Source organism: Pseudomonas paraeruginosa, assembly GCF_003025345.2.
Classification (GTDB): domain Bacteria; phylum Pseudomonadota; class Gammaproteobacteria; order Pseudomonadales; family Pseudomonadaceae; genus Pseudomonas; species Pseudomonas paraeruginosa.
The window spans coordinates 3,470,242-3,482,138 of record NZ_CP020560.1; the positions used below are offsets into that span (position 1 = coordinate 3,470,242).

At 66.5% G+C, this 11,897-nt stretch carries 8 protein-coding genes; 2 read left to right on the top strand and 6 right to left on the bottom strand.

The window, feature by feature from the left end:
- From B7D75_RS16375 to B7D75_RS16385, 3 genes are all read right to left on the bottom strand, one after another.
- Entirely contained in the window at window positions 1–1,413 is a 1,413-nt protein-coding gene (locus tag B7D75_RS16375; RefSeq protein WP_107114229.1) for a circularly permuted type 2 ATP-grasp protein, read from the bottom strand.
- A gap of 344 nt (window positions 1,414–1,757) precedes the next feature.
- On the bottom strand, window positions 1,758–2,456 hold the full coding sequence (locus B7D75_RS16380; protein ID WP_034078847.1) for a type 1 glutamine amidotransferase: 699 nt from the start codon (window positions 2,454–2,456) through the stop codon (window positions 1,758–1,760).
- Between the two features lie 126 nt (window positions 2,457–2,582).
- On the bottom strand, window positions 2,583–2,924 hold the full coding sequence (locus B7D75_RS16385; protein ID WP_003157539.1) for a ribonuclease E inhibitor RraB: 342 nt from the start codon (window positions 2,922–2,924) through the stop codon (window positions 2,583–2,585).
- Between the two features lie 363 nt (window positions 2,925–3,287).
- On the opposite strand from B7D75_RS16385, the gene B7D75_RS16390 reads away from it, so the two are divergent.
- Both B7D75_RS16390 and bglX read left to right on the top strand, forming a co-directional pair.
- On the top strand, window positions 3,288–5,345 hold the full coding sequence (locus tag B7D75_RS16390; protein ID WP_034078846.1) for a putative bifunctional diguanylate cyclase/phosphodiesterase: 2,058 nt from the start codon (window positions 3,288–3,290) through the stop codon (window positions 5,343–5,345).
- A 158-nt stretch (window positions 5,346–5,503) separates the two neighbouring features.
- The gene (gene bglX, locus B7D75_RS16395) at window positions 5,504–7,798 is read left to right on the top strand and encodes a beta-glucosidase BglX (RefSeq protein WP_107114230.1); all 2,295 of its coding nucleotides are present in this window, start codon (window positions 5,504–5,506) and stop codon (window positions 7,796–7,798) included.
- Between the two features lie 57 nt (window positions 7,799–7,855).
- Here bglX and B7D75_RS16400 read toward each other — a convergent pair whose 3' ends face one another.
- From B7D75_RS16400 to speE, 3 genes are all read right to left on the bottom strand, one after another.
- Window positions 7,856–9,958 carry an LTA synthase family protein gene (locus B7D75_RS16400; RefSeq protein WP_058129340.1) on the bottom strand — a complete coding sequence of 701 codons (2,103 nt, stop codon included), beginning with the start codon at window positions 9,956–9,958 and terminating at the stop codon, window positions 7,856–7,858.
- Between the two features lie 2 nt (window positions 9,959–9,960).
- Complete coding sequence (locus tag B7D75_RS16405; RefSeq protein WP_034078843.1) at window positions 9,961–10,830, bottom strand: NHL repeat-containing protein; 870 nt, start codon at window positions 10,828–10,830, stop codon at window positions 9,961–9,963.
- A gap of 161 nt (window positions 10,831–10,991) precedes the next feature.
- Window positions 10,992–11,852 carry a polyamine aminopropyltransferase gene (gene speE / locus B7D75_RS16410; protein WP_003152170.1) on the bottom strand — a complete coding sequence of 287 codons (861 nt, stop codon included), beginning with the start codon at window positions 11,850–11,852 and terminating at the stop codon, window positions 10,992–10,994.
- Window positions 11,853–11,897: the final 45 nt, after the last annotated feature.

Consider the following 11,897-nt stretch of genomic DNA (forward strand, 5'->3'; position numbering starts at 1 on the left):
CTATTCCTCCACCACCCAGGTGTCCTTGGTGCCACCGCCCTGGGACGAGTTGACCACCAGCGAGCCCTCGCGCAACGCCACCCGGGTCAAGCCGCCGGGTACCAGGCGGACCCGGTCCGGCGCCGACAGGACGAACGGGCGCAGGTCGATGTGGCGCGGCGCGACGCCGCTTTCGACGAAGGTCGGGCAGGTCGACAGCGACAGCGTCGGCTGGGCGATATAGGCCTCCGGGCGGGCCTTGAGGCGCTCGCGGAACAGTTCGATCTCTTCCCGGCTCGCCGTCGGCCCGACCAGCATGCCGTAGCCGCCGGAGCCCTGGGTTTCCTTCACCACCAGCTCCGGCAGGTGAGCCAGCACATGGGCCAGTTCCTTCGGCTTGCGGCACTGCCAGGTCGGCACGTTGTGCAACAGCGGCTCCTCGCCGAGGTAGAAGCGGATCATCTCCGGCACATAGGGATAGATCGACTTGTCGTCCGCCACACCGGTGCCGATCGCGTTGGCCAGCACCAGGTTGCCGGCCCGGTAGGCGGCCAGCAGGCCGGGTACGCCGAGCAGCGAATCGGGATGGAACGCCAGCGGGTCGAGGTAGGCATCGTCGACCCGCCGGTAGATCACGTCCACCGCCTGCGGTCCTGCGGTGGTGCGCATGTAGACCCGCTCGTCGCGGACGAACAGGTCGGCGCCCTCGACCAGTTCCACGCCCATCTCGCGGGCGAGAAAGGCATGTTCGAAGTAGGCGCTGTTGAAGCGCCCCGGAGTCAGCACCACCACGCTCGGCCCCTCGACCTCGCTGGCGCGCTTGAGAGTATCGAGCAGCAGGTCCGGGTAGTGGTCGATGGGCGCCACGCGCTGGCGAACGAACAGTTCGGGGAACAGGCGCATCATCATCTTGCGGTTTTCCAGCATGTAGGAAACGCCGCTGGGCGTGCGCAGGTTGTCTTCCAGCACGTAGTAGTTGCCCCTGCCGTCGCGGACCAGGTCGACCCCGGCGATGTGCGCGTAGACGTTGCCCGGCAGATCCAGCCCCTGCATCGCCAGCTGGTACTGGTCGTTGGCCAGCACCTGTTCCGCGGGGATCACCCCGGCCTTGAGGATCCGCTGTTCGTGGTAGAGATCGGCGAGGAACAGGTTCAGCGCCTGGACCCGCTGGATGCAGCCAGCCTCGATGTGCGCCCACTCGAGCGCCGGGATGCTGCGCGGGATGGTGTCGAAGGGGATCAGCCGCTCGGTACCCTGCTCGTCGCCGTAGAGAGTGAAGGTGATCCCGGCCCGGTGGAACAGCAGGTCGGCCTCGCGCCGGCGCTGTAGCAGCTGTTCTTCGGGGGTGTCGGCCAGCCAGCGGGCGAACTCCCGGTAATGCGAACGGCATTCGCCGCCCGCATCGTGCATCTCGTCGTAAAACATGCGTGCCATGCCGGACTCCTTGTCGTCACGAACAACGGGAACTCGCAAAGCCCGTGCCAGCGCCGAGCCAGGACCCAGTGGCCACTGGCAGGGTTGTTGCGGCGGCTTCGCCCCAGTCTGGTGCATCCTGCCGACACGGAAAGAAAGGGCGCCCCGTTTGACGGCGTACGCGCCCGCAACCACGGACCGGCATCGACCTGCCGGTCACGAAGCATCCTATCGGGCCGATGGGTCTGGAACAGACCCGGAAGGTAGAGGTTCTTCTCCCACCTTCTATCCAGACAGCCGCCTCGCTCGAACGAGCGATCGGGCGGACCAACGGTAGCAGGGAGGGCCGCCCGAGGCAGGCGTCCTCAGCGGAGCAGGGACAGCCAGTGGCGATAGAAGCCCTCCGCCACCCGGTTCAGCGCGGCAACCTTGAGCGGCAGGTCGGCCAGCATCGCCTCGCGGGACTGCTGGCTGGGCTGCGAGGAGTCGAGCAGCTGCGGCCAGCCATCGATCCAGCGCCGCACCAGTTCTTCGGTCATTTCCGGATGTCCCTGCAGGCCGAGCACATGCCCACCCCAGGAAAACGCCTGGTTCTCGCACCAGGCACTCGACAGCAGGCGCTCCGCGCCCTGCGGCAGGTCGAAGGCATCGCCGTGCCACTGGAAGATCGCGAAGCGCTCCGGCAAGTGCGCCAGCCACGGGCTGTCGCGGCTCTCGCGCTGCATCGGCTGCCAGCCCATCTCGGTATAGGGCTGTTGCCGTACCGTCGCGCCAAGGACGCGCGCCAGCAACTGCCCACCGAGACAATGGCCGAGCAAGGGTATGCGTCGCTCGACGAAGCGACGCAGCAACGCCAGTTCGTCGCCCAGCCAGGGCAGGTCGTCGTTGACGCTCATCGGCCCGCCCATGATCGCCACCGCGCGCGGGCGTTCGGCGTCGAGGCCGGCGAGTTGGCCGAGGTCGGCGCGGACCACCCGGAAATCCAGGCCGCGCTGCGCCAGCACGGTGGCCAAGTGACCCGGCGGACAGAACTCGGCATGAGTCAGAATCAGAATATCGCTCATGGCTTACCTCCGTCCCCAGTCTGAAGGAAAGCCTGCACGGAAGAAAAGCCCGGCGCCCACCGCCGGAGCCCCGGGCGTCGCGGCCCCCCCCCCCGGCCGTTGGCGGCGGCCGGGGGCATACCGCCATCACGGTCGCAGCGAGGTGACCTCCTGGGTTACGCCCCAACCATCGAGCACACCCCCCAGCGGCACCACGACTTCCTCCAGGTCATGCTCGAAGGCGCCGATGGCGGCGTGGGTGGCGTACATCACCTTGCTGACCTGCAGGTTCCAGGTACCATCGTCGCGGGCTACCACCTGGGCCCTCAAGGATTCGCCGCGAAACTGGCCCGCGGCCTGGCGGGCTTCCCGCTCGCTGGGAAAGATGGCGAAGAAGTCGATGGGATGGATCCGCGCAAAATCGAAGCCGCCTTCTTTCATGCGGCGCAGGACATTCACGCTGACATCATCCGAGAAGGGCTTTTCCATGAGACGCACCTCCTGCCGAGACATTCATGTAGATCACCGGATTCCCCAATAACTTGCAGTCATCGTCGGCGATCGTAGGATTTTCTTGACTGCTTGAAGTGATGATCGGCGACCACGGCTTCTTTCAGGGTAGCGTCAACCTGCCAGCGCTGCCGAGCTTTCCAGCGACTCTGCGGGCGAGGAGCGACCGGCGGCAGACGAAGCGCTGTACCAACCCCCGGCGGGTTGAGCTAGATTTCAGCTGCGCCGAAGTACCGATAGCGACCGTTGGTCTTCCCCGTTGGCAATCGCGGACGGGACTCATGCAATAATGTCAGGTTGACATCAATCACTCTTTTCCCGTAATCCCGCTCGGACGCTTTCATGCTTATCAGCAGCTACAACCAGGTTCTTGTCGCCTTTTCCCTGCTTGTGGCCATCCTCGCGTCCTACACCGCTCTCGACATGGCGGGACGGGTCACCCTGGCGAAAGGCCGCGAGGCGGCCCTGTGGTTGAGCGGCGGCGCCTTCGCCATGGGCTTCGGCATCTGGTCGATGCATTTCCTCGGCATGCTCGCCTTCAGCCTGCCGATCCCGCTCGGCTACGACCTCGGCCTGACCCTGCTGTCGCTGCTGCTGGCCGTCGGCAGCTCGGCTTTCGCCCTGTGGCTGGTGTGCCAGGCCGAGCTGCCCTGGCAGCGGCTGGCGTTGGGCGCCTTGCTGATGGGTAGCGGCATTGCCGCCATGCACTACACCGGCATGGCCGCCCTGCTGATGATGCCGGGCATCGTCTACGACCCGCTGTGGTTCGGCCTGTCCATCCTGATCGCGGTGGTCGCTTCCGGCGCCGCGCTGTGGATCGCCTTCCGCCTGCGCCACGGCAGCCGCCGTATCGTCCTGGTGCGCACCGGCGCCGCCCTGGTGATGGGCTGCGCCATCGTCGGCATGCACTACACCGGCATGGCCGCCGCGCAATTTCCCCTGGGCAGCTTCTGCGGCGCGGCCGGGCGCGGGATCGACAATGGCTGGCTGGCGGTGCTGGTGATCGTCATCACCCTGGCGGTGATCGCCATCGCGCTGATCGTCTCGGTCCTGGACTCGCGCCTGGAAGCGCGCACCTCGGTGCTCGCCAACTCCCTCGCGCGGGCCAACCGCGAACTGATCCAACTGGCGCTGCACGACAACCTGACCAAGCTGCCCAACCGCATGCTGCTCGACGACCGGCTGGAGCAGGCGATCCAGCAGGCGATTCGCGATGAGCGTCGGTTCGCCGTGCTGTTCATGGACCTCGATGGCTTCAAGGCGGTCAACGATGCCTACGGCCACCACCTCGGCGACCTGCTGCTGATCGAGGTCGCCGAGCGCATTCGCGGCAATGTACGCGCCCAGGACACCATTGCCCGCCTTGGCGGCGACGAGTTCGTCCTGCTGATCGAGGCGCGCGAGCCGGCCGACGCCGCGACGCTCGCCGAGAAACTGGTGAAGCAGATCAGCCAGCCGTACCAGATTTCCCGCCATGAGGTGCGCGTATCGGCGAGCATCGGCATCGCCCTCTTCCCCGGCGACGGCCAGACCCGCCACGAACTGATGATCAACGCCGACGCCGCGATGTACCACGCCAAGGACCAGGGGCGGAACGGCTACTGCTTCTTCGAGAGTTCGATGAACGCCAACGCCCAGGAGCAGTTGCAACTGCTCCACGACCTGCGCCAGGCCCTGGAGCGCCAGCAACTGGTGCTGCACTACCAGCCCAAGGTGCTGGCGCCGAGCGGCCCGATGATCGGCGTGGAGGCCCTGCTGCGCTGGCAGCATCCGCTGCATGGCCTGATCACCCCGGACCAGTTCCTGCCACTGGCGGAAAAGACCGGGCTGATCGTGCAGATCGGTGAGTGGGTCCTCGGCGAGGCCTGCCGGCAGATGCGTCTGTGGCTGGACGCCGGCCACTCGGACTGGAGCATCGCGGTCAACCTCTCGGCCCTGCAGTTCGCCCATGCCGGACTGCTCGACGCGGTGCGCGACGCCCTGCAGCAGCATGCCCTGGAACCCGCACACCTGATCCTCGAGGTCACCGAATCGACCGCCATGCGCGACGCCGATGCCAGCCTGGTGATCCTCGAGCGGCTGTCGGCGATGGGCGTCGGCATCTCCATCGACGATTTCGGCACCGGCTACTCCAGCCTGCTCTACCTCAAGCGCCTGCCGGCAAACGAACTGAAGATCGATCGCGGCTTCATCAACGAGCTGGCCCATGACAGCGACGACGCGGCGATCGTCTCGGCGATCGTCGCCCTGGGCCGCACGCTGAACCTGAAGATCGTCGCCGAAGGCGTGGAAACCGAGGCGCAGAAGGAGTTCCTCACCCGTCTCGGCTGCAATTCGCTGCAGGGGTTCCTCCTCGGCAGGCCGATGCCGGCCGAGCAACTGCTCGCCAGCGTCGCCTGAGCGCCGACAGCGGCCCGTCGCCAGAGCCGTCGAACCATCGCCGCTGCGTTGACTTCCGCCCTCGCTGCGAACACCTTATGTCGCGCCCGCCGGGCGGCATGGGCCAATGCGCGCCACGCCGCCACGACGAGCGTCTACCCAATAACGAGAAAACATGCATGAACAGGCTGTGTGTACTGGGGCTTTTCATCGGGCTGAGCGGGAGCCCGGCACTGGCGGCAGGCCAGGCTGGATCCGCCGATCCGGCAGCGGACGCCAAGGAGCGTTTCATTTCCACCCTCATGGCTCGCATGAGCAACGAGGAAAAGATCGGCCAGCTGCGCCTGGTCAGCGTCGGCGCCGACCATCCCAAGGAAGCGCTGATGGCGGACATCCGCGCCGGCAAGGTCGGCGCGATCTTCAACACGGTGACCCGGCCGGACATCCGCGCGATGCAGGACCAGGTCCGCCACAGCCGCCTGAAGATCCCGCTGTTCTACGCCTACGACGTGGCCCACGGGCATCGCACCATCTTCCCCATCAGCCTCGGCCTCGCCGCCAGCTGGGACCCCGAGGTGGTCGCCCGCAGCGCACGGATCTCCGCGCTGGAGGCTAGCGCCGACGGCCTCGACATGAGTTTCTCGCCGATGGTCGACATCACCCGCGACGCACGCTGGGGACGGGTCTCGGAAGGCTTCGGCGAAGACACCTACCTGACCTCGCTGCTGTCGGGCACGATGGTCCGCGCCTACCAGGGCAAGGACCTCGCCGCGCCGGACAGCATCATGGCGGCGGTCAAGCACTTCGCACTGTATGGCGCAGCCGAGGGCGGCCGCGACTACAACACCGTGGACATGAGCCTGCCGCGCATGTTCCAGGACTACCTGCCGCCCTACAAGGCCGCGGTGGACGCCGGCGCCGGCGCGGTGATGGTCTCGCTGAACACCATCAACGGCGTGCCCGCCACCGCCAACCGCTGGCTGCTGACCGACCTGCTGCGCCAGCAATGGGGCTTCAAGGGACTGACCGTCAGCGACCACGGCGCGGTGAAGGAACTGATCAAGCACGGCCTCGCCGGCAACGAGCGGGACGCCACGCGCCTGGCGATCCAGGCCGGTGTCGACATGAACATGAACGATGATCTCTACTCCACCTGGCTGCCGAAGCTGCTGGCGGCCGGCGAGATCGACCAGGCCGACATCGATCGCGCCTGCCGCGACGTGCTGGCGGCGAAATACGATCTCGGCCTGTTCACCGATCCCTATCGGCGCCTGGGCAAGCCGGACGACCCGCCGTTCGACACCAACGCCGAGAGCCGCCTGCACCGCCAGGCCGCCCGCGAGGTGGCTCGCGAAGGGCTGGTCCTGTTGAAGAACCGCGACGGCCTGCTGCCGTTGAAGAAACAGGGGCGGATCGCGGTGATCGGCCCCCTGGCCAAGAGCCAGCGCGACGTCATCGGCAGCTGGTCGGCCGCCGGCGTGCCACGCCAGGCGGTGAGCGTGTACCAGGGCCTGGCCAACGCCGTCGGCGAGCGCGCCACCCTCCTCTATGCCAAGGGCGCCAATGTCAGCGGCGACCCGGCGATCCTCGACTACCTGAACAGCTACAACCCGGAAGTCGAGGTCGACCCCCGTCCCGCCGACGAAATGCTCGACGAGGCGCTGCGCTCCGCGCGCGACGCCGACCTGGTCATCGCCGTGGTCGGCGAATCGCAGGGCATGGCCCACGAGGCCTCCAGTCGCACCGACCTGCGCATCCCGGCCAGCCAGCGGCGGCTGCTGAAGGCACTGAAGGCCACCGGCAAGCCACTGGTGCTGGTGCTGATGAACGGACGCCCGCTGTCGCTGGGCTGGGAGCAGGAAAACGCCGATGCGATCCTGGAAACTTGGTTCAGCGGCACCGAGGGCGGCAACGCCATCGCCGACGTGCTGTTCGGCGAGCACAACCCCAGCGGCAAGCTGACCATGTCCTTCCCGCGTTCGGTGGGCCAGGTGCCGGTCTACTACAACCACCTGAACACCGGCCGGCCGATGGACCACGACAACCCCGGCAAGTACACCTCGCGCTACTTCGACGAGGCCAACGGACCGCTCTACCCGTTCGGCTACGGCCTCAGCTACACCGAATTCAGCCTCTCGCCACTGCGCCTGTCCAGCGAGCGCCTGGCCCGCGGCGATACGCTGGAAGCACGGGTGACCCTGAAGAACGATGGCAAGCGCGCCGGCGCCACGGTGGTCCAGCTGTACCTGCAGGACCCGGTCGCCAGCCTCAGCCGGCCGGTGAAGGAACTGCGCGGTTTCCGCAAGGTGCTGCTGCAGCCAGGCGAGTCCCGCGAGATTGTCTTCACCCTCGGCGAGGCGGACCTGAAGTTCTACGACAGCCAGCTCAGACACGCTGCCGAGCCAGGCGAGTTCAAGGTCTTCGTCGGCCTGGACTCGGCAAAGGTCGAGGAAGGGCGCTTCACCCTGCTCTGAGCGACCGCGGGATGAAAAAAAGGGGCCTGACGGCCCCTTTCTCATGCACCCCGCGGATCAGTCCTTGTCCGGAATCCCGTGCACCACGCCGGCGGTGTTGTCCAGCAGGCTCTTGGTCGCGGTCTGGATGAACGATTCCAGCTTCTTCTGCAGTTCGGCCTGGTCCGGCACGTCCTTGGTGATCACCGCCTTGGCGTCGCCGCCCAGCTGGTAGTCGTAGACGCGCACGTCGCCGTCCTTCGGCCGCACCAGGATGCGATTGCCGGAAACGATGGCGACGTTCTGCTCGCTGCCCGACGGCTTGATCACTCCGAAGCCCTTGTCGCCTTCGGGCAGGTTCAGCAGGTCGCGGCCCCAGCACTGGTGGACGGTCTCGCCGCCGAGCAGGCCCATGATGGTCGGCACAATGTCGACCTGGGTGCCGACGGTCGGCAGGCGGGTGCCGAACTTCTCCTGGATGCCGGGAGCGATCAGCAGCAGCGGCACGTTGAAGCGGTGCAGGTCCATCTCGGTGAGCTGCTCCGGGCTGCCGAAGCCGTGGTCGCCGACCACCACGAAGAGGGTGTCCTTGTAGTACGGCGACTGCTTCGCCTTCTCGAAGAACTGGCCCAGCGCCCAGTCGGAATAGCGCATCGCGGTCAGGTGTTCGTCGAGCGAACCGTAGCCGGTCACGCGCTCCACCGGCAGGTCCTTCGGCAGCGCGTAGGGCACGTGGTTGGAGAGGCTCTGCAGCAGCGCGTAGAACGGCTTGCCGGTGCTCGCCAGCTTGTCCAGCTCCTGGTTGCCACGGGCGAACATGTCCTGGTCGGAAACGCCCCAGGTCGGGTCGGAGAACACCGGGTCGACATAGTCGTTGCGGCCGATGAAGGTGGTCATGCCCTGGTTGCTGAAGAAGCCGGACTGGTTGTCCCAGGCGAAGTCACCGTTGTAGACGTAGACGTCCTCGTACTGGCGGGCGCTGAGCAGCTGCGGCAGGCCGGAGAACTTGTGGCCGCCTTCCGGGGTTTGCATCAGATACTCGAAGCCCGGCAGGTTGGGGAAGCAGGCCATGGTGGCGAACATGCCCTGGTGGGTATGGGTGCCGTTGGAGAAGAACTGGGTGAACAGCAGGCCTTCCTTCGACAGCTTGTCGAAATACGGCGTGATGTTGCCCGGCGCGCCCAGGGCGCCGACATAGTGGCCGGCGAAGCTTTCCAGCAGGACCACCACCACGTTGCGGACCGGCAGGGTGTTCGCCGCCGGCGGGGTGAATTCGCGGCGCACCGCGGCCTCGTCGGCGTCCACCAGCTTGTCGTTGGGGGTCAGCAGCATCTGCCGGGTGGTTTCCAGGGCGACCTTGTCGTCCAGGGTGGCCTTCCAGATGTTCGCGCGATCTTCGGAGAAGCGCTCCTTGGCCGCCTTGACCAGGGTCAGGGTGCCGTTGAGGCCCAACTGGTTGGCGAACATCGATTCGGTGGTGAAGGCGTCGCCCCAGCGCAGCGGCGGGCCCTGGCGCAGGGTGCCGCGGGCGGCGAGGACGCAGACCAGCACGCAGACGAACAGCACCACGCCGCGCACGTACCAGGGCGCGGCGGCGTTCGGCCGGGCGACCACGCTGTCCTCGCGCGGCTTGCGCTGGCTCGGGCGGGTCGCCAGGTCCACCGCCTTGAACAGCCGGTACAGCACCCAGGTGGCGAACGCCCAGGCCAGCAGGTAGCGGACCACCGGGAAGCCGTACCAGAGCATGCTCATCACGGTCTTCGGGTCTTCCGACATGTACTGGAAGACCAGGCTGTTCAGGCGCTGGTGGAACTCGCGGTAGAAGTCCAGTTCCAGTACGCCGAGGAACAGGGTGATGCTGGCGAACACCGTCAGCCAGGCGCGGAACAGGCCGCGGGCGGCCATCGCGCGCAGCGCGAACAGCGAGAGCACCAGCGGCGCCACCGCGTAGACCACGACCCGCAGGTCGAAGCGCACGCCATTGAAGAACGCCTCGAGGAAGGTGCTCGCCGGGGTCGCGCCGATCAGTTCGCGGTTGTAGATCAGCAGCGCCAGGCGTAGCAGGCTGAACATGACCAGCAGCACCAGGGCGCTCAGGGCGGTGAATGCCAGGTGGCTGCGGATGGTCGGCTGGAACAGCCGGGATGGCGATTGGGTGGTTCGGACTTCCGTTTGGTCCATGTTTACAATTCGCTCTTCTGTCGTTCGATTTCGAGAATGCGGTCCCGCCCCTGCTCGGCCAGCAGGTAGCGGCCGGGCCCGATGGGCAGGAGGGATTGCGCGGAGCGCAGGCGCCGGACGATCACCTGCAGCTGGCCGCCGGGCGGCAGCAACAGGGCCCGCGCATTATGCGTCGAGTCCTCGGTGATCCACAGGCCTTCGCTATCGCACAGCAAGAAGCTCGGTGCGTTCAGTCCGTTCAGCACCACCTCGTCCTCGGCCCCCTCATGCAGGCGCATGACGTGGCCACGTTTCTTTTCCGTATAGAAGACGCCGCCGTCCGGGCAGGCAGCCACCCCCTCGGAGCGCTGCAATCCCTCGCGCAGTACCGCCAGTGCGCCCGTCTCCGGGTCGTAGCGGAGGATCCGTCCGTCCAGGTCGCGATCCTCGGCGGCGTACAGGTAGCGGCCGTCGCTGGCGACGCCCTCCACCTGGACCCCGTCGAACAGCGGCAGGGCCTGCTGCCCATGCCACCAGAACACCGGCGACTGTCCCTGTTCCTGGCTGATCGCGATACCGTCGCGGAACGCGGCCATGCCGTCGGGCTTGGACAAGCCGTCGAGCACGGTAGTCCGGCTACCGTCGGCGGCGATGCGGAAGACCAGCCCCTTGCCGTCCTGCAGCTCCTGGCTCACGTAGAGCAATCCGTCCGGGTCGCGGGCCAGGGCGCTGACATGGGGAATATCCTCGAGCACCACCCGATAGGACCAGCCCGGAATCGCGGACACCGGGGCGAAACGCTGCCAGCCGAGGAAGGCCAGGGCGATTAGGAGGACGCTACCGAGCAGGCAGGAGGCTACTACGCCGCTCTGGCGCAATCGTTTGGTCAGCATTCGATGCACTCAAGGACAAAACTGCCATTTATAGCCATGGCGATGGAAAAAAGCGCGCAGATTTTCCCGGATCAATTGTGAAAAAAATGTTAGCTGGCAGTAACAGGGGATGTCCGCGCCGGACATGAAAAAGGGCCTTTCGGCCCTTCCCCGGTGAAGCGTCAGTCGTTGTCCTGCTTGCCGATGGCCTGCAGTACGTACTGCGGCAAGGCAAAGGCGCCCTGGTGGATATCGGCGTTGTAGTAGCGGGTGGCGATGCCACTGTCGCGGAAGCGCTGGCGCAGGGTCGCCAGCGGCAGGTGACGCAGACCCTCGCGGGTCGAGCCCCAGGCGAAGGTCATGGCGCCGCCGATGTAGGTCGGCACCGCGGCCTGGTAGAAGTGCCAGTCGACGAACAGGCCGTTGGTGCGCCCGGCGGTGGTGCGTACCTCGTCCAGTTGCATGAACGGCGTGCCATTCTGGGTGACCAGGATGCCGCCCTCGTTCAGGCAGCGCCGGCAGGCCTGGTAGAAGTTCTCGGAGAACAGCACCTCGCCAGGGCCGATCGGGTCGGTGGAGTCGGAAATGATCACGTCAAAGCGTTCTTCGGTGGTAGCCACGAAGCGCATGCCGTCGTCGATCACCAGGTTCAGCCGCGGATCGTCGAAGGCGCCCTGGGAGTGGTTGGGCAGGAACTCCTTGCACATGTCGACCACGGTGCCGTCGATCTCGACCATGGTGATCCGCTCCACGCTCTTGTGCTTGGCCACCTCGCGCAACATGCCGCCGTCGCCGCCGCCGATGATCAGTACACGCCTGGCCGCGCCGTGGGCGAGGATCGGCACGTGGGTGAGCATCTCGTGGTAGATGAACTCGTCGGCCTCAGTGGTCTGGATCACTCCGTCGAGCGCCATGACCCGACCCATCCGGGCGTTCTCGAAAATCACCAGGTGCTGATGTTCGGTGCGCACCTCGTGCAGCATGTTGTCGATGCTGAAGCGCTGGCCGTAGCCCTGGTACAGAGTTTCCTGATAATCGCTCATGGGCCGGGATCTCCCTGGTAAGGCTGCAATCTGGCACGGGGACCT

What these genes read in the sequence shown, in the direction of transcription:
- B7D75_RS16405 (WP_034078843.1), bottom strand. Translation starts at nt 10,830, where the DNA reads ATGCTGACCAAACGATTGCGCCAGAGCGGCGTAGTAGCCTCCTGCCTG.
- B7D75_RS16385 (WP_003157539.1), bottom strand. Translation starts at nt 2,924, where the DNA reads ATGGAAAAGCCCTTCTCGGATGATGTCAGCGTGAATGTCCTGCGCCGC.
- B7D75_RS16380 (WP_034078847.1), bottom strand. Translation starts at nt 2,456, where the DNA reads ATGAGCGATATTCTGATTCTGACTCATGCCGAGTTCTGTCCGCCGGGT.
- B7D75_RS16400 (WP_058129340.1), bottom strand. Translation starts at nt 9,958, where the DNA reads ATGGACCAAACGGAAGTCCGAACCACCCAATCGCCATCCCGGCTGTTC.
- bglX (WP_107114230.1), top strand. Translation starts at nt 5,504, where the DNA reads ATGAACAGGCTGTGTGTACTGGGGCTTTTCATCGGGCTGAGCGGGAGC.
- B7D75_RS16390 (WP_034078846.1), top strand. Translation starts at nt 3,288, where the DNA reads ATGCTTATCAGCAGCTACAACCAGGTTCTTGTCGCCTTTTCCCTGCTT.
- speE (WP_003152170.1), bottom strand. Translation starts at nt 11,852, where the DNA reads ATGAGCGATTATCAGGAAACTCTGTACCAGGGCTACGGCCAGCGCTTC.
- B7D75_RS16375 (WP_107114229.1), bottom strand. Translation starts at nt 1,413, where the DNA reads ATGGCACGCATGTTTTACGACGAGATGCACGATGCGGGCGGCGAATGC.